Annotated in this window: 15 protein-coding genes and 1 pseudogene; 12 read left to right on the forward strand and 4 right to left on the reverse strand. The window is 59.5% G+C overall.

Annotated elements, in window-relative coordinates:
- Positions 1 to 78: 78 nt before the first annotated feature.
- Both ACSOSP_RS26535 and ACSOSP_RS26540 read left to right on the forward strand, forming a co-directional pair.
- Complete coding sequence (locus ACSOSP_RS26535; protein ID WP_455311372.1) at positions 79 to 975, forward strand: LysR family transcriptional regulator; 897 nt, start codon at positions 79 to 81, stop codon at positions 973 to 975.
- Between the two features lie 110 nt (positions 976 to 1,085).
- Positions 1,086 to 1,508, forward strand: a complete 423-nt coding sequence (locus tag ACSOSP_RS26540) for a BON domain-containing protein (RefSeq protein ID WP_455311374.1) — start codon at positions 1,086 to 1,088, stop codon at positions 1,506 to 1,508.
- Positions 1,509 to 1,562: 54 nt separating this feature from the next.
- On the opposite strand, the pseudogene ACSOSP_RS26545 reads toward ACSOSP_RS26540, so the two are convergent.
- Positions 1,563 to 1,709 (reverse strand): annotated as a pseudogene (locus ACSOSP_RS26545) (cytochrome c biogenesis protein CcdA); the annotation flags it as partial.
- A gap of 523 nt (positions 1,710 to 2,232) precedes the next feature.
- Between ACSOSP_RS26545 and ACSOSP_RS26550 the strand changes: the two are divergent.
- From ACSOSP_RS26550 to ACSOSP_RS26580, 7 genes are all read left to right on the forward strand, one after another.
- Positions 2,233 to 2,529 (forward strand): hypothetical protein, encoded by a 297-nt coding sequence (locus ACSOSP_RS26550; protein WP_455311375.1) that lies wholly within the window; start codon positions 2,233 to 2,235, stop codon positions 2,527 to 2,529.
- Positions 2,530 to 2,583: 54 nt separating this feature from the next.
- Complete coding sequence (locus ACSOSP_RS26555) at positions 2,584 to 3,747, forward strand: flavin-containing monooxygenase (protein ID WP_455311377.1); 1,164 nt, start codon at positions 2,584 to 2,586, stop codon at positions 3,745 to 3,747.
- A gap of 86 nt (positions 3,748 to 3,833) precedes the next feature.
- Positions 3,834 to 5,477, forward strand: coding sequence for an acyl-CoA synthetase (locus ACSOSP_RS26560; protein ID WP_455311379.1), 1,644 nt, complete (start codon positions 3,834 to 3,836; stop codon positions 5,475 to 5,477).
- Between the two features lie 11 nt (positions 5,478 to 5,488).
- Complete coding sequence (locus tag ACSOSP_RS26565; protein WP_455311380.1) at positions 5,489 to 6,316, forward strand: enoyl-CoA hydratase; 828 nt, start codon at positions 5,489 to 5,491, stop codon at positions 6,314 to 6,316.
- A gap of 267 nt (positions 6,317 to 6,583) precedes the next feature.
- Complete coding sequence (locus tag ACSOSP_RS26570) at positions 6,584 to 7,693, forward strand: extracellular catalytic domain type 2 short-chain-length polyhydroxyalkanoate depolymerase (RefSeq protein WP_455311382.1); 1,110 nt, start codon at positions 6,584 to 6,586, stop codon at positions 7,691 to 7,693.
- 60 nt (positions 7,694 to 7,753) lie between these two features.
- Positions 7,754 to 10,384 carry a glycoside hydrolase family 15 protein gene (locus tag ACSOSP_RS26575; RefSeq protein ID WP_455313683.1) on the forward strand — a complete coding sequence of 877 codons (2,631 nt, stop codon included), beginning with the start codon at positions 7,754 to 7,756 and terminating at the stop codon, positions 10,382 to 10,384.
- A gap of 564 nt (positions 10,385 to 10,948) precedes the next feature.
- Positions 10,949 to 11,683, forward strand: a complete 735-nt coding sequence (locus ACSOSP_RS26580) for a Crp/Fnr family transcriptional regulator (RefSeq protein ID WP_455310011.1) — start codon at positions 10,949 to 10,951, stop codon at positions 11,681 to 11,683.
- A 265-nt stretch (positions 11,684 to 11,948) separates the two neighbouring features.
- On the opposite strand, the gene ACSOSP_RS26585 is transcribed toward ACSOSP_RS26580, so the two are convergent.
- The gene (locus tag ACSOSP_RS26585; RefSeq protein ID WP_455311383.1) at positions 11,949 to 12,869 is read right to left on the reverse strand and encodes a DMT family transporter; all 921 of its coding nucleotides are present in this window, start codon (positions 12,867 to 12,869) and stop codon (positions 11,949 to 11,951) included.
- A 497-nt stretch (positions 12,870 to 13,366) separates the two neighbouring features.
- Between ACSOSP_RS26585 and ACSOSP_RS26590 the strand changes: the two genes are divergently transcribed.
- Positions 13,367 to 13,801 carry a GNAT family N-acetyltransferase gene (locus ACSOSP_RS26590; protein ID WP_455313684.1) on the forward strand — a complete coding sequence of 145 codons (435 nt, stop codon included), beginning with the start codon at positions 13,367 to 13,369 and terminating at the stop codon, positions 13,799 to 13,801.
- 78 nt (positions 13,802 to 13,879) lie between these two features.
- On the opposite strand, the gene ACSOSP_RS26595 is transcribed toward ACSOSP_RS26590, so the two are convergent.
- Positions 13,880 to 14,653: a DUF817 domain-containing protein gene (locus ACSOSP_RS26595; protein WP_455311384.1), complete on the reverse strand. Its 774-nt coding sequence runs from the start codon at positions 14,651 to 14,653 to the stop codon at positions 13,880 to 13,882.
- Positions 14,654 to 15,197: 544 nt separating this feature from the next.
- On the opposite strand from ACSOSP_RS26595, the gene ACSOSP_RS26600 reads away from it, so the two are divergent.
- Together ACSOSP_RS26600 and ACSOSP_RS26605 are read left to right on the forward strand one after the other, a co-directional pair.
- Positions 15,198 to 15,422, forward strand: a complete 225-nt coding sequence (locus ACSOSP_RS26600; RefSeq protein ID WP_455311385.1) for a transcriptional regulator, SarA/Rot family — start codon at positions 15,198 to 15,200, stop codon at positions 15,420 to 15,422.
- A gap of 331 nt (positions 15,423 to 15,753) precedes the next feature.
- The gene (locus ACSOSP_RS26605) at positions 15,754 to 16,509 is read left to right on the forward strand and encodes an alpha/beta fold hydrolase (RefSeq protein WP_455311387.1); all 756 of its coding nucleotides are present in this window, start codon (positions 15,754 to 15,756) and stop codon (positions 16,507 to 16,509) included.
- 64 nt (positions 16,510 to 16,573) lie between these two features.
- On the opposite strand, the gene ACSOSP_RS26610 is transcribed toward ACSOSP_RS26605, so the two are convergent.
- Positions 16,574 to 17,593 (reverse strand): LacI family DNA-binding transcriptional regulator, encoded by a 1,020-nt coding sequence (locus ACSOSP_RS26610; protein WP_455313685.1) that lies wholly within the window; start codon positions 17,591 to 17,593, stop codon positions 16,574 to 16,576.
- Between the last annotated feature and the right edge of the window lie 208 nt (positions 17,594 to 17,801).

Raw genomic sequence — 17,801 nt, forward strand, 5'->3', positions numbered from 1 at the left:
ATGTGATGGTGATTATTCTTGCGCAGGCGGCAGTTAAATGAAATTATCGATACCAATAGAGCGGATATACATTTTTGTATGACTGAGACTGAACCGAGCTGGGATCTCTACCGGACTTTCCTTGGCGTGATCCGCGAGGGTTCGCTCTCGGGGGCGGCGCGTTCGCTAGGGCTGACGCAACCGACGGTAGGGCGCCATGTGGATGCGCTCGAACAGGTCATGGGTTATGCGCTTTTCATCCGTACGCAACAAGGTCTTAGCCCTACGCAGGAAGCGCTGGCGCTCAAGCCGTTTGCCGAGGCTCTGGAATCCAATAGTGCTGCGCTGTTGCGGGCGGCGTCGAGTCAGGGCGTGGGAGTCCGCGGCACTATCCGTATTACTGCCAGCGACGTCATTAGCGTGGAAGTGCTGCCGCCTATCATCACCGCGCTGCACGCCGCTTACCCTGAACTGGTCATTGAACTGATGCCGTCGAACCGGATTGAAGACCTGCTGCAACGCGAAGCGGACATTGCAGTGCGGATGCAGCGGCCGAGCCAGGGGGTGTTGATTGCGCGGCGGATTGGCGATGTCGAGCTTGGGCTCCATGCGCATAAGCGCTATCTGGAGCGACGCGGCAAGCCGGCGAATATCGACGAGCTGGCGAACCATGCGCTCATCGGCTTCGACAAGGAAACCGCTTTTATTCGCAGCGTGAAGGACCAGTTACCCGAACTGCGCCGGGAGCTGATGGCGTTACGCACTGACAGCGACCTCGCTTCGCTTGCGATGTTACGGGCGGGGTTTGGTATCGGCATGTGTCAGGTGGGGCTTGCTCGCCGCGATCCTGACCTGATTCGTCTTTTCCCTAAGAAGATATCCCTTCGACTGGATACCTGGCTTGCCATGCATGAAGACCTGCGTTACAACCCGAATTGTAAGGTCGCGTTTGCAGCGCTGGCTGAGGGACTGGATCGATACGTTCAAGGGGTTTAGGGAAACGCCACAATCCCTTAAGCCGCAATTGTGTAAAGCACTTGCATATTGACTAATACCATCGTCTGATCGACGCGCAGCAGCATCTCTGATTAGATTCCCTCCAGACCATGGCCAGTCTCAAGGCGGACCTGACTGGAGATTTCGTCGACTGTTTTTTCTCATCTTTTCTGGGGAACATCATGCAAGTGCTTAAATTCGTCGTGACAACGGCCGCAGCGGCTCTCATTGCTTTGCCCGCCTTCGCGCAAGACTCGAGTGATGCAGCGTCGAGCGCGCCTCCTGCCGCTTCGGGCAAGAAAGCCGTGCGGGCACAAAATCGCCAGATCGAAAAAACAGTTCGCCGGGCGCTGACGAAAACAAAGGGGCTCGATTCATCTGGCATCACGATTCTGGTTAGGCACAATGTCGTGACCCTCGACGGAACGGTGCCGGATGAATCGCAAATCGCGCTGGCAGAAAGTTCTGCGAAGGGCGCTGCGCCGTCGAACAAAGTAACGAACAATCTTACTGTCAGGGAAGTCGGCAACTAGAGCGTCAGCGGATGTACATGACAGACGCTTGATGCGCTGGATGGCGGCGCACGCTTGCGCCGCATTGCTGCGGATCGTAACGTCTGCCAGCACGGGTCCGGCACAGGGCGTCCACATCGCGCCCAGCGACATGCCGAGTACAAAGCCGCCCGTGTTGCCGCTTGCGGGTTGAACTCCAGGCGCGGCCGCGGCGCCGATGCGCGAACCAGATAGCCTCGTCCAGGCAGACTGCGACCTCCAACGCTCGGCCTTCGCTGTTTTCCAAGGGCCGTCACCTCGCTTTGACCCCGCTAAATTGTGCATGACGCTGCGCGCCCGAAAATCCCGGCGCGCAGCGTCATGGCGAACAAATTGCTTTTATTCAGGCAGTAGACTGAGGGATTGTGGCGTCCGTCATGACCTTGTCGGAACCCTACGACGCATACGCCGCATCCGCCGGCTTGCGTGTCTGGTTCACTCCTCCGAGCGGGTGGCGAGCGACGCGCTCATCCAGGATTTCATCAGGGCGGGAGCGGCGGCGAACAGATCGAGTTTGGCAGTCATGGTTCCATCTCCTTTGGTGTGGGTTCCAATGCCATGACGAGCCAGCCTGCTTCGCGTGTGACATCGGCGCGGGAAATTTTTCGCGCGCCGCGGGCGCGGGGTTTGCTGTCAGCAATCCAATCGTATGATGAGAATTTTTCCGCGCTGCACACCTCTAAGTCGGAGGCAGCGGACTATAGAAATGGACTACGCCTCAATTCAACCTGCGCTCGCCACCCTGTTGCGCAATCGGCCGCTCGGCACCACTGCCGATATCAACAAGCAGACGGTTGCATACTGGGACGGCTATGAAGTCAGGGGCATCCACTTGCGGCATGACCAGAGCGGCCGGCTCGATGAGGATTTTGACTTCGACGAGCGCACGCTCAATCAACTGCACGCGGACCTGATCGCGTGGATGGCCGCGCCTCGTTATACGGTGCGACCGGAACTCGCGCACTGGCTGAAGGACGCTACCCCGTTCAACGCAGGCCACTGAAGCAGCCTGCCCTGACTCGTGCAGTGGCGGGAATGAGGCCTCGTGAGGGCACACATGGAACAGCAGGCAGATACGCTCGTGATAGGCGCCGGGCCTGCAGGCCTCGCGGTTGCTGCGTGTCTGAAGAAGCGGGGAGCATCCTGCATCATTGTGGACCGGGCGGGCGAGGTCGGTTCGAGCTGGCGCCATCATTATGACCGCCTGCACCTTCACTCCGACCGGGACCGCTCGGCCCTGCCGTATCTTCCGTTTCCCGCCGGGACCCCACGTTATCCATCGCGCGAACAGGTGATCGGGTATCTCGAACTGTATGCGCGGCATTTCGATCTGGCGCTGCACTTCAACGAGGAAGTCAGGACTGTACGGGCGTGCGGCCCCGGATGGATTACGACCACGACTGCAGGCGTCTATCATTCGCGGCGGGTGGTCGTGGCCACCGGCTACAACGCCGTTCCCTACCTGCCACAGTGGCGCGGCCAGGAGCGCTTCCGCGGCCGCATGCTGCACAGCAGCGAGTACCGCAATGGCGAGTCATTTCGCGGCCAGAGCGTGCTGGTCGTCGGGTTCGGAAACAGTGGTGGCGAGATCGCGATCGATCTCCACGAACACGGCGCACGCGTGGCAATGGCGGTGCGCGGGCCGGTGAACATCGTCCCTCGCGAGATTCTCGGTGTCCCCATACTCGCTATCTCCATCGCGTTGAACCGCCTTCCTGCCCGGCTCGCTGACGCGCTGTCCGCACCCCTCGTGCGGCTCGTTATCGGAGACATCACCAAGCTGGGTTTCCGCAAGCTCCCGATGGGTCCCTTTACCCAAATCAAGGCGACGACACGCATCCCGCTCATCGACGTCGGTACGGTCAAACTGGTCCGGGAGGGCCACATTGAGGTCCTCGGAGATATCCGCGAGATGGGCGAGACTGACGTGACATTCGATGACGGGCGTTTGCGGAGCTTTGATGCAATCATTGCCGCCACGGGGTATAGCCCGCGAAGCGACTGTTTCCTGGAGCCGCAGGGCGATATCCTCGGCGTGAACCAACCACGTCCGCCGAGCGGCGGGGAGAAAAAATCCGGGCTGCATTACTGTGGGTTTATCGTCTCGCCGACCGGCATGTTGCGCGATATCGGAATCGAAGCGCGACGGGTTGCAGATGAAATCGCGCGCCTCGAGGCAATTACAACCGACAACGCCGCCGCTGCGTCCTATCGCGCGTAATATCGAGTGCGAAGCGTGAAGGGCGAACCTCGCCATTCGAAAAGACCCACGAAAAATAGAAGGCTGAACGGGACAAGGGAGATGCAATGAGCAACGACATGTACGAAGAGGGGTTGAACAAAACCGCTGCCAACTTCGCGGCGCTGACACCGCTGACCTTCATCGAACGTGCGGCGTCGGTATATCCAGCGATGCCCGCCATTTCGCACGGCGCGGTGCGACGTGACTGGGCCGAGACCTATGCGCGTACACGACGTCTGGCCTCCGCGCTGAGCGCCAGAGGCATCGGCATTGGCGATACGGTCGCTGCAATGTTGCCTAATATCCCCGAGATGGTCGAGGCACATTTCGGTATCCCGATGATTGGCGCAGTTCTCAACGCGCTCAACACGCGACTCGATGCAAACACGCTCGCGTTCATGCTGAATCATGGCGAAGCGAAAGTGGTGCTGGTCGACCGCGAATTCTCCGCCGTGATGCGCGAGGCGCTCGCGAAAGCAGATCATCCGATTCTTGTCATCGATGTCGACGATTCCGAGTATGCCGGGCCGGGCGAGCGTATTGGTGAACTCGATTATGAAGCGCTGCTGGCGAGCGGCGATCCTGCATTCGAATGGACACCTCCATCCGATGAATGGAATGCGATCTGCCTGAACTACACATCAGGGACAACGGGACATCCGAAAGGCGTCGTCTATCACCATCGCGGGGCGTACACCAACGCGGTCAGCAACATCCTCGAATGGGACATGCCAAAGCACGCGGTGTACCTTTGGACGCTGCCGATGTTCCATTGCAACGGTTGGTGTTTTCCCTGGACCGTGGCCGCGCGGGCGGGCGTCAACGTGTGCTTGCGCAAGGTCGATGCGAAAACGATCTTCGATCTGATCCGGCGCGAGCAAGTCACGCACTATTGCGGCGCGCCTATCGTACAGAACCTGCTGGTCAATGCTCCCGAGGAGATGAAAGGCGGGATAACGCACCGTGTCCACGCAATGGTCGCCGGCGCGGCGCCGCCTGCTGCGATGATCGAAGGAATGGAGCGGCTCGGCTTCGAGCTGACGCATGTGTACGGCCTGACGGAGGTTTATGGACCGGCGACCGTGTGTGCGCAGCAAGCTCAATGGAGCACGCTTGACATAGGTGAACGCGCGAGCCTGAATGCGCGGCAGGGCGTGCGCTATCACTTGCAGGATGCCGTGACGGTACGCGACCCTTTGACGATGCAGGAAGTGCCGGCGGATGGAGAGACCATCGGCGAGATCATGTTTCGCGGCAACATCATGATGAAGGGTTACCTGAAGAATCCGGCCGCCACGCAGGAAGCGTTGCGCGGTGGCTGGTTTCACACCGGAGACCTGGGGGTCGTCAATCCGGACGGTTATGTCCGGATCAAGGACCGCAGCAAGGACATCATCATTTCAGGTGGCGAGAATATTTCGAGCATCGAAATTGAAGATGTGCTGTATCGCCATCCAGCGGTACTTGCGGCCGCCGTCGTTGCGAAGCCGGATGCTCGTTGGGGGGAGACGCCTTGCGCTTTCGTCGAGTTAAAGACGGGCGCGACAGTAAGCGCGGCGGAACTGGTCGCGCATTGCAAAGCCCATCTTGCCGGTTTCAAGGTGCCGCGCTCGGTCGAGTTCTGCGAGTTGCCGAAGACTTCGACGGGCAAGATACAGAAGTTCGAACTGCGCAAGCGCGCAGGGTCGGTCGCGGCCATCGACGTATGACGGAGGCGAGGATGGAAAAAAGCGTGGACAAAAGCGTGGACAAAAGCGTAAGGCCGGAACCGCTGGTGATCATCGATAAAGAACTCTACGGCGTGCCCGGTGCGGTGCGGATAACGCTGAACCGCGCCGATGCATTTAATGCGTTATCCGAATCATTGATCGACGCGCTGCAAAAGAGCCTGGACGAAGTGGCTGAATCGGATGCGCGGGTGGTCGTGCTTGCGGGCGCGGGCCGGGCGTTTTGCGCAGGCCACGATCTGAAGGAGATGCGGGCCACACCGTCGTTCGAGTACTACCAGGCTCTGTTTGCTCGCTGTTCGCAGATGATGTTGACGATCCAGCGCATGCCGCAACCCGTGATCGCACGCGTGCACGGCGTCGCGACTGCGGCGGGCTGCCAACTGGTCGCGATGTGCGATCTGGCAGTGGCTGCAAGCACGGCTCGCTTCGCCGTGTCCGGGGTCAACCTGGGATTGTTCTGCTCGACGCCCAGTGTGCCGCTGTCACGCAATCTGTCTCGCAAGGCCGCATTCGAAATGCTTGTGACGGGTGACTTTATCGACGCACAAACCGCGTGTGAGCGGGGCCTCGTAAATCGAGTCGCCAAGCCTGAACGGCTCGACGATGCGATTCGTGAACTCGTAGCGAGCATCAGTGAGAAGCCGCGTGCCGCGATCGCGGCTGGCAAGCGTTTGTTCTACCGGCAACTGGAGGCAGGCATCGATACGGCGTACCAGCTGGCCGGAGACACGATGGCACGCAACATGCTGGACGACGCGGCTCTCGAGGGAATCGAGGCATTCATTCAGAAACGCACGCCGCGGTGGCGCGAATCGTAAGGTCGTGAATGCAGTTGTGCGCGCCTGCGGAGACGCCATGGTTCGGTGTGCCTCGCGCGGCCTGTGCAAGCGAACCGAAGGCTGTTTATATTTGCCGAAAAACTTCGATCCCGGCCGTGATTTATTGACTAGAATTCATTCGATGCATCCGCGCCGGAACGTGGCGTGCACCGTTCGAGTGCCAGTGTCGAGATGACTCTGCTGCGAGGGCGGCGATTCCTTTAGCGATGCTGACGAGAAGCATATCGAACCGCGAAGGACGAGCCCATGAGAGCCATCCTGTGTATCTGCGCCACGGTGCTCGCGATGCTGTCGGCAAGCTCTTTCGCGGACTCGACCACCGTTGCGCCATTACCGGCGCTCAACATCGATATCACGCAGACGTCGGTCTCCGGGCTCTCCGCCGGCGGGTTCATGGCGGTGCAGCTTGGCGTCGCCTATTCTTCCATCATCAAGGGCGTAGGAGTGGTCGCGGGCGGCCCCTACTATTGCTCGCAAGGCAGCGAACTGATCGCGACGACGAAGTGCTCGTGCACGCTCCTGCCCGGCAGCGCATGCGAAGTCACGCCGGCGAGCACTGACGTGCTGACGCTCGTTTCGTTCACTAAGGCATCGTCGGCGAGCCACGGCATCGACGATGTGGCGAACGTCGCCGCACAACGCGTGATCACCATCTCCGGTGCGAGCGATACCACTGTGCCGTCGCCCGTGGTCACGCAATTGCAGGCGTATTACGCCGCGCTTGGCGTGCCGGCACAAAACATATCGAAGATCGAACTCGCCAACGCCGGCCACACCATGCCAACCATGAACTACGGCGTGGCGTGCGAGAAGACCGAGTCGCCGTTCATCGGCAAGTGTCACGTCGATGGCGCGCAGGAGATTCTCGGCTGGATCTATGGCCCGGGTGCGCTTGCCCCGCCCGCTGCGTCGACGAAGAAAGGGAGCTACATCCGCTTCGATCAGACCCGGTATCTGCCGGCTGACCGTCCTGCGAGTTTTACCTGGACCACGGGCATGGACACCACCGGCTGGCTGTATGTGCCGGCCGCGTGCAATGCGGGGCAGCCTTGCCGTCTGCACATCGTGCTGCATGGGTGCGAGCAGGGCCAGGACTACTTGCCGCTCGAATCGCCGCCGGGCGGCGGCCTCTTGTTCGGCACTACGTTCGTCCGGCATGCGGGTTATGCGCAGTGGGCCGACAATAACCAGATTGTCGTGTTGTTTCCGCAAGCGGTGTCGATCCCCGGTCTGAATCCGGATGGATGCTGGGACTGGTGGGGTTACACAGGCGACCACTTTGCCGATCAGCAGGGCGTGCAGATGCGTACGATCCGCAACATGATCGACAGGCTGGTTTCGGGCGCAACGCCTTGATCGACCGCAAGCGCAGGACTGTGGTGAACCAGGGAAGGGTATGCCATGAAACTCGCGACCATGCTTCGGTGGGCCATCGCGGTAATGGCGGCGAGCGCTGTGGTGTTGCTCGGCGCTGCTCATGCCACGACTTCCGGCGAGGCCTTCGGCACTCCGGGCGCACCGGCCATGCACGGACCCGCGCAGAAGTCCTTCCTCGGGACGGCGCTGAGCCCGGCTTCGCAGGTGTACTTCACGGGCTATCGCGGCATTGTGTCGGAGGTGTATTACCCGGTGCTCGACACGACCGAGACCGTCGACCTGCAGTTTCTCGTCGGCGATGCCGCGGGCACTTTCGTCGATGAAGAAAAGCTTCAGCCTTATAAGGCCGTGCAGACCGACCCGCGCACGATGAGCTGGCAGATAACCACAGCCAATGCCGTTCACAACTGGCAGGTCGTCAAGACCCTCTATGCCGATCCAAAGCGCAGCTCGCTGATCGAGCGCGTCACGTTCCAGGCGCTGAATGGCACGCATGTGAACGACTACAACGTGTATCTGCTGTTCAAGCCGCATCTCGACAATGCCGGTTCGAACAACACCGCGACCACCGCCTCCGCCGCCAATGGCCGGGTGATGCTGGTCGCCAACCACAACACGCGCTATTCGGCGCTTGCCGCCTCGCTGCCGTGGAAAGTGCAGGGCGGCACTACGATGGTATCGAACGGCTTCGTCGCCCAGAGCGACGGCTGGACCGATCTGCTCGGCGGGGCATCGCCGGACAGGAGGATGGACTGGACTTATTCGTCGGCGACCAACGGCAACATCGCGCAGATGGGCTGGCTCGACTTCGGCAGCAGCAGCGCGACGAGCATTTCGTTCAACATCGTGCTTGCGTTCGACAGCACGTCCGCGAGCAACGCGATGCAGACCGCGACCGCCACGCTCGGCGACGACCTCGATAGTCTGCGCACACAATACGACAGCGCGTGGCATACCTACGCCGCGGGCCTCTCGACGCAAGGCAACACCGCCGACGACGAGTACTACCTCGCGGCGATGACCCTCAAGACAATGCAGGACAAGAGCAATGGCGCGATGATCGCGGGCATTGGTACGCCATGGGGCGAGACGCAAGGCGATGGCAACATCGGCGGCTATCACCTCGTGTGGTCGCGCGATCTCTTCAAGTTTGCCAATGCGCTGATCACGGCCGGCGATACGAACACACCTGCCACGGTCGTCCAGTACCTCTTCAATACGCTGCAACAGAACACCAACTGCGGCGCCGCCGAATACAATGCCGACGGATGCGCGCAAGGGTTCAGCCGTGTCGGACGATTCCCGCAGAATTCGTGGGTGAGCGGCTGGCCGTATTGGCAGGGGACGCAGATGGACGAGCAGGCGATGCCGATCCTGCTCGCGTGGCGTCTCGGGCCGGGCGTCTATAACGCGCTGTGGCCGAAGATCCTTCTGACTGCAGACTATATTCTGAGCACGGGACCATGGACCTTTCAGGATCGATGGGAGGAGGACTCGGGCTATTCGCCATCGACGATCGCCGCCGAGGTGGCGGGCCTCGTTGCCGCCGCGCGCATAGCTGTTGACAACGGCGACAACGTACGCGCAGCCAGCTACCTTGCCGCCGCCGACTACTGGCAACAGAACGTGACGCGCTGGACCTACACCAACACCGGCTCCTACGGCAGCGGCAAGTACTACGTGCGCATCAATCCCGCGAGCAAGAGCCAGGCGGGGAGCTCGGGTATCAGTTCGCAACTCTACGAGCCAACGAGCTATCCCGACTCGGGGCAAAGCTTCCTCGTGAAGAACGGCGGCGGCATGCAGGATGAACGCGCAGTGGTCGATGGTGGCTTCCTCGAGATGGTACGCATGGGTGTGAAGCGTGCCAACGATCCCACCATCGTCGGTACGCTCGCCGCCTATGACGCCGTGCTCGCGATGAACGTAACGGGCTCGAACCCGGCGTGGTTCCGCTACAACTTCGACGGTTACGGTGAACACAATGACGGCAGCAATTACGACGGCACCGGCGTCGGCCGCGCGTGGCCGATCTTCACGGCCGAGCGCGGCATGTACAGCATCGCGAGCAGCGGAGCGGGTAGCAGCGGCGCCTCGTACCTCAACGCGATCAAGACTTACGCGACGCCGGAAGGCTTCATCCCCGAGCAGATCTGGACCAGCACCATGACGCTGCCCGGCAACTGGCAGGTCGTGACGCCGCCGGGATTCACGGCCGGTGCGCCGACAAAATCAATGGCGCCGCTCAACTGGGCGATGGGCGAGTACATCAGCCTGCTGGCGTCGATTCACGCGGGCAGGGTCGTCGATATTCCATCCATCGTGTGCGCGCGTTATAGCAATTGCGTGATCGCGCCGGCGAGCGGGCAGGCCGGCGTGACGATCAGCGTCCAGGCCGCGACGCAGCCGGGGCAGTACATGTATGTAACCGGAAGCACGGCCGCGCTCGGCAATTGGAGCACCGACCTCGGACTGCCGGTGGACCCGGCCAACTATCCGGTGTGGAGCAACACGGTGAATCTGCCGGCGGGCAGCAGCGTTCAATACAAGTACTACCGCAAGAACGGCGACGGAAGCGTGACATGGGAGAACCTGCCTGGCGGGGGCAATCGTACGCTGAACGTGCCGGCGGCGGGCGGCGCCGCATTGAACGATACGGTCGGCTGGTGAGCCTGGAGCGGCTGTAGGTGCCTTGGGCGGAGATCGCTCCTCCGCCGGTTCGAGTCGATGCAGGAAGCGAACATTGTCCGGGTCACGCCAAATCGGACAACCATTTCTGTATCACTTTTAAAACGGCCGACAAATGCTTATGCGATCGCGGTTTGAAGGTCGCAAAGGGGCGATTTCAAATGACGTTGCAAAACCCGGATGTGCCTCCAGTAAGGGATTGAGCGCACGAAAGCGTTTGCGCGATTAATCGGACGGATCGCTCCGGTTTGAGCGTGCACCGTTCAAGAGTGAATCAAAAACGTTTCCAGCCCCACTGTGCGCTGCTGCATATTCCGGGGGGCACTATGCTGGTACTGGGTTTGCGCGTGCTGGCACGGTCCTCGCTAAATGTGTGGTGCAGCACTAGCCAATGTCGAAACTTGAAAACGAACAAACGACATTGACAGGGCTGCTACGGGGCCGGTCGCTACATGTCATAGATAGATGCCATCAGATGCATCACGAGGCGGGCAGCGGACCGGAATAAAAAAGCAAGGCGCACAGCGCAATCGAGGGAACAAAATCATGTTGAATCTTCAATCAGACCTGCACGGCAATCATCTGTTGGGCGCGCTTCCGGCGCACGAATGGCAAGCGCTTACGCCGCATCTCGAACTCGTTCAGCTTCGTACGGGCCAACTGCTTTGCGATTCGGGACAGCGTATCCATCACGTGTATTTCCCGACGACGGCCATCATCTCCTTGCTTCACTCGATGGAAGACGGCAGCTCGGCGGAAATTGCAGCCATCGGACGTGAAGGCATGACCGGTGTTCCTATCCTGACCGGCGGCGATACCATGCCGACACGCGTCCAGGTCCAATGCCCGGGCTTCGCTTATCGCATGAGCGCCAGCGCCTTGCGCGAACAGTTCAACCGCTCGGATTTCCTGCGCCGCCTGATGCTGCTGTACATGCAAGCGCTGCTCACGCAAATTGCGCAGACCGCTGCGTGCAACCGTCACCACTCGCTGAGCAAGCAGTTGTGCCGTTGGTTGCTGATCGAGATCGACCGCACACCGTCCAACGAATTCCACGCGACGCAGCAGATGATCGCCGACATGCTGGGCGTGCGTCGCGAAGGGGTCACGGAAGCGGCTGGAAAGCTCCATGACGCCGGGCTGATCCATCACAGCCGTGGTTGCATCAAGGTGCTCGATCGCGCCGGTCTGGAAGCGCGTGCGTGCGAATGCTATGGCATCGTCAAGCGCGAGTTCGACCGGATGCTGCCGCGTGTGCGTCAGACCGAGGAAGTCTGCTAAGGAACGCCCGAAAGAAGAGCGTTCCAATCGCGGGCAGATCATCCACCGTTACATTGCGAAGGTTGGACGATTACGCCCCTCGGAAGGACCGTCTGCAGAGTCGGGCGTCGCGCTCATGCTTCTCTTACAAGTCATGCTGCGGGCGAGACATTATCCAGCGCGGGTCTACGGCGCATGAGAAGCAACAGCAGAAGGAATGGGTGACCGGTACGCTCAACAAGCAGATTGTCGTCGATCCAGGCGGCGAGATCGAGCCTAAGCGAGCCTAACAGCGAGCGGTGGCAGTGCGTCCTTGTTCCGTCTCGTGGGCTGCTCGTTGTCGACCAATCTGCAACATCGCGATACTGGCAAGAATCAAGGCGATGGCGCTCACTTCCAGGACGCCAACCTTTTCTCCGGCGATCCAACCTATTAGAAGCGCAACGGTAGGTGTAATGTAAGTTGAGCCCGAAGCGGCAACTGCACCGAGCTCCTGCAACAGGAAGTAGTAGATCAAGAAGGCGATTCCGGTTCCCAGGATACCAAGCCCGATCACGACTCCCGCGGCCGCTTGCCAATCGCGAAGTATGTGCCCTGTCCCGGTGAAGTCCGTGAGCAAGCCAAGTATAAGCAGGGCCACGCCCATCTGCCACGTGACCAACGCCAGGGGCGGGAGGTTGAATGGCGACAGAAAACGGCGGACGTAGACATACGACAGCCCGAGGATGATCGCCCCTGCCAACATCCAGAAAACGCCGGCAAGATTGATGGGGTTGGCTGCACCTTCCCAAGGCCGTGCAATCAGGACAATGCCGGCAAACCCCAGGACCACGCCGATCGCCATCAACCCGTTCACTTTCTCTGTTCGCAGGAACAATAGCGAGAAGATAGCGGTGAATATGGCAATGGAACCACCCAATACGCCGGCGGTGCCTGAAGGGAGAAGCGCAGTGCCTTTCACGATGGCAACATAATAGAAAGCTGTCGCCACGGCACCCATGACGAAAAAGTGCGGCAGATGACGCAGCTGGCTACGCTTGATCACTCCCTGATGCCATGCGGCAAGCGCCAGCGGCAGGAAGCCAAAAAGTACCCGCAAGAAGGCGATCTGCATCGGGCTGATCAGGGCCACGGCCCACTTCATGTAGATGAAGTTTGATCCCCAGATGAAGCCGAGAAGGACGAAGGCAGCCTTGGTGAGTTTCACAACGCATGCCTCGCCAATCAATGATGGTGTTCATCAGTAGATCAAAGCCCGAAATCCGCTGATAGAACAAAAGCGGCATCGCCGTAGGACGCATCGGCCGCGATCTGGCGGCCGCATCGGCAGTGGAGTTATTCACAACAAGCACAGTATTGGCGAGCGCTTCCCGGTATAAGCACCATGCCGTCAAATGGGCTCAAGGGAATCTGTCGGGCCGAAGTCGAGCATGAGCTGAGCGGCCGGTCGCGCTCTATCTCCAATGCCGGCCCTCCCGTATCACGTGGGTGAATGCAACTGTGTTGGTAAGGGCGCAGGCACTGTACATGTCAAACGAAGGGTCTCCCCTTCAGAATCTTCGATAGACCTATCGAGCCTGGAGTCAGGTTGACTCACGGTGGAGGCGCCATTCACAGGCAATGGCGCACCTGTCGATGCGCCTTGATAGTGACCTGACGAAGCTCCTCGCCCATTATCAACTCCACGAGAACGGCCCCGTGACAATGACTATCGCTGGATACGAAATTTCGACTGATGCAGCGCGCCTCGACCACGAAATGATTTTCAGGTTTCTGTCGGAAGAGTCGTATTGGGTCCCTGGCATCCCTCGATCGGTCGTCGAAAATTCGATCGCTAATTCGCTGTGCTTCGGCGTCTATCAGGCGGGCGCGCAGGTCGGCTTGGCTCGCGTCGTCACCGACAGGGCAACGTTTGCACTCGTCGCCGATGTATTTATTCTGGAGGCGCACCGGGGCAAAGGTTTGTCGAAATGGCTGATGCACGAAGTGACGCAACACCCGGATCTTTCGAGCCTTCGCCGTCTTCTGCTGCTGACATCGGACGCGCATTCGCTCTATGCGCAGTTCGGCTTCACCGAACTCGGGAACGCATGGCGTTTCATGGAGGTTTTGCGACCGGACGTCTACAAGACATCTTGACGCAAGTCCGTCACTTCACACCTGCCTCGTGAATCGGTGCGTGCCTGATGCACAATTTTCACGCTGGATACCTGACATTCATGCTCGCAGTGCTCGGGGACGATTGATCAGCGTCACCATCACGTAGCTCATGATTGTGAGCATGAACCATGAACCCAGTTTTCCCACGGACACCATGGCCCAACCCTGCATCTGGCTTGGATACAACCAGGCATGGCTGAACGTGCCTATGTTTTCTGCCAGCCAGATGAACGTGGCGATAAGCACGAAGCCGAGCAAAAGCGGCATCCGATGGTAGCGTCGGCCAACCAGAAAAAACACGGTACAGCGGCGAAAGACAATTGCGATGCAGCCTATCAACAGGTACCGAACGTCGGGCAGATAGTGGTGGGCAAAGAAGTTGGCATAGATAGCAATGGACAACATACCCGTCACCGCCAGCGAAGGATGGTTTGAAAATCGCAAGTCGAATCCCCGGCACGCCCGGGTGATATAGCTCCCAACCGAGGCATACATAAAACCGGTGAACAATGGCACGCCGCCGATCCGCAAGTACGCGAACTCGGGATATGTCCACGATCCGACAGCGGTCTTGAAAAGCTCCATGGCGGTTCCCGCGATATGGAAAAGCAGGATCACGGCAACTTCGTCCCACTCTTCAAGGCGTAGCGCGATGAGTAGCGTTTGAATCAGAATTGCTGCGATCGTCAATGTGTCGTAACGAGGTATCACCGCGTCCGCTGGATACCAAAAGTGACTGGCAAGCAACATGGCGACCATCAGGCCGCCAAAGAGGCAGACCCACGCTTGTTTGATTCCAAACGCGATCAGAACGCAGAGCGCGGAACCCATGCGGCTTCGTTCGTCGTTGCGTGAAAGAAGTCTGCTTGCAAACCTTTCGACCCACGCGCCAGGGCTCCCCGGTGCCGCCTGATATTGCATTTGTGTTTGTCAGTGGAGAATTGATGTGCAGGTCTGCCAACAGGTTCGGCTGCTATCGTGGATGACCCTTGGACCGGTTTGTGCGCAGGATTGTCAACCATCCGATCGAAGAAGTCGAATGTTCTAAATTGGCTGGACCCCGCCTCATGCATATGGCATGGACTGCTCTGAGTTCACATGGCCGTGATCGGAAGCACGCGAGCCTCAACTGCCTCTCAAAAGCGGCTTCGGAAGGTCTCATCCTCTGAGTAATGCGGACGGTCGCGAGGGGCGACTACGGCGGGTTCGTCAGACGGGCTTATCGAGAGGCTCCTTAACTCCTGGCGCGCGGATCGATCCGGCGCAGAGCTGACGCGCCCCGTACTGTTCGCGAGAGGGGTGGCTTGCAATGTTTCGTCCGCAAAAATAGGATAGCATTCGCAGGATCTGGTCATGTCGGTGCTATGGGAGCACGATGCATAACGGTGAGGACGGTCGCCGAGCGAGTGTTCCTGGAACTCCGGCCACGCTTACCCCGCTTCTGAAACATCTGGAAGCGGCTGGGCGCGTCAATCGGCTACGCGATCCCACTGACGAACGTCAGGTGCGGATTGCCCTGACCGAAAGCGCTCAAAGCGGCGGCCACAACCATTTCAACGACTGTCCTGAGAGCTGCCGGCATCAACCGTCAGTCATTTGAACAACTGCCGGCTGATCTGATTCTATACGCCGCAGCCTTGACATCGCCATCTGATGTCGCGCGCTGACGAGCAATGTCGTCTGCTTCGAGGGAAGGAAGGGCGCAGACTTAACTTGCCGCTCTAACGTTGCCTAATAGCGGAGTCACCATGAATACAAAGAGTTCGCCGACCGATTCGCGCCCACGCAGGACTGGTCAGAGAGGATCGTCCTCATCGACCGTCACTTATCACCGAGCGGAAGTTAAAGGTGTTGGCGTCTTCTATCGGGAGGCGGGACCCAAAGACGCACCAACCATCGTGCTTCTTCACGGGTTTCCATCGTCGTCGCGGATGTTTGATAGCCTCATTCCGCTGCTCGCGACGCACTATCATCTTATCGCACCAGACTATCCTGGCTTCGGCCACAGCGACGCGCCACCGCCCTCGGAGTTCGCCTACACGTTCGATCACCTCGCCGAAACGATCAACGGCCTGCTCGAACAGCTTCACATCAACCGTTACAGCTTTTATCTGCAGGACTACGGCGGTCCGATCGGATTCCGAATCATGCTGGCACATCCCGAACGTGTTGAAGCGCTAGTGATCCAGAACGCCAATAGCCACGAGGAAAGTCTCGGACAAAAGTGGACGGCCATCAAGCAGTACTGGGCAGATCCTGCCGCGTGTCCAGAAGTGTTCGCCGCGTTCACATCGTTCGAAAGCACAAAATATCGTCACGACGGTGAGAGCCCGAACCCCGAGCGCTACAGCCCGGACACCTGGACCGACGAGTATGCGTTTCTCAATCGGCCGGGCCAGCCGGAAATCCAGGCCGCGCTGCTGTATGACTACCGTACGAATGTGGCGGCCTATGGAGACTGGCAAGAATGGATGAGAACGCAACAGCCTCCCGCGCTCATCCTGTGGGGACGCTACGACAGATCCTTCATTGCGGCCGGAGCTGCTGCCTACCAGCGTGATTTGCCAAATGCGCAAGTCCATCTGCTCGACGCGGGCCACTTTGCGCTTGATGAAAAAGTGGATGACGTAGCGGCACTGATGAACGAGTTTCTCGACGCGTTCTATTTGCGACAAGCGGATGAATGACCATTGACTCCGGGCGTTGCAGAGCGATTCGACGCGCGCGTGATGAACGCCCGGGAGGCGCGCGTCAACTCTTCCGTACCAGAGCGGTGGAATCGCGTTTGACCAGCACCGGATCGGCGGTCCGGATAACCGGTGCAACATCCGGTGTGTTGGCGATGAGCTTGAGCAACAACTCGACGCTTTGCTCGGCCATTTCAGCCGTGGGAATGGCCACGGTGGTAAGTGACGGTCTGGACTGACTCGCCAGTTCGATGTTGGTCACGCTGACAATGGACAGGTCGTTGGGAACATTCAATCCGAGCGAGGCCGCGGCGTTTAACGCACCCAGGGCGGGAAGGTCGTTCGAGACGAACAGGGCCGTCAAGTCCGGGTGTGCGGACAACAGGTCGAGCGCAGCGTCGAAGCCGCTTTGGAACGAGTCGCTGCAGAACCGCGCATCGGCCAGGACGTGCTTGACCTTTTGCGCGCGCAGGGCATCGCGAAACCCTTGATAGCGGCCACCGTGAATGCCGTTTTTAGCGCTGCCAACCACCGCGCCGATGCGGCGATGCCCAAGTTCCAGCAGATGATCCGCTGCAATAAAGCCAGCCTTGCGGGAGTCAAAGGCAACGCACGGAACCCCCGGCGGATCGTCTGGAAGTTCCCAGATCGAAACAACCACGGGCGTACCTGTTGCCTGGATGGCTTTCAATTCGTCGATCCGCAGATCGCCGTTGTTCGCCACCAAAATGCCGTCCGACAATGAGCCTGCGACATCCGCAAGAAACCGTGTCCCGCCATCCGGCTCATAATCAGTATTGCAAACCAATAAAAAACGGCCGTGCCGGCGAGCCGCATTGTTCGCTTGCAGCGTGAACTCCGGATAGAACGGGTTCGTGATGCAACCCAGCATGAGCGCGAGCGTAGGTGCGCGGCGTTCCACCAGCGCCCGCGCGTTCAGATTGGGACGGTAACCCTGCGCCGCGACCACCTCCAAGACCCGCTCACGCGTCGCGTCGCCTACCCGGCCGCGGTTTCGCAGCACGTTCGTTACCGTCGTCGGAGTCACGCCTGCCAATGCCGCGACCTCCTTGATCGTCGCCATCAGCCTTTCCCGCTTAGCCATTCGATTTCCCAGAATCTGCAGTGGTCACAACTTACGACTCCCTTTATTGTCATACCAGACATCGATGTTACCAACGCTTCCCGCCGACCGACGGTGTCGATTGCGTTAAAAAAATTCTTGCCAATCGTACCGCACGCTGCTAATTTGCTTCTGCACAACCACGTTGATCGAATTTCCGCACGGCCTC

The sequence above is a fragment of the Caballeronia sp. KNU42 genome (assembly GCF_053760385.1).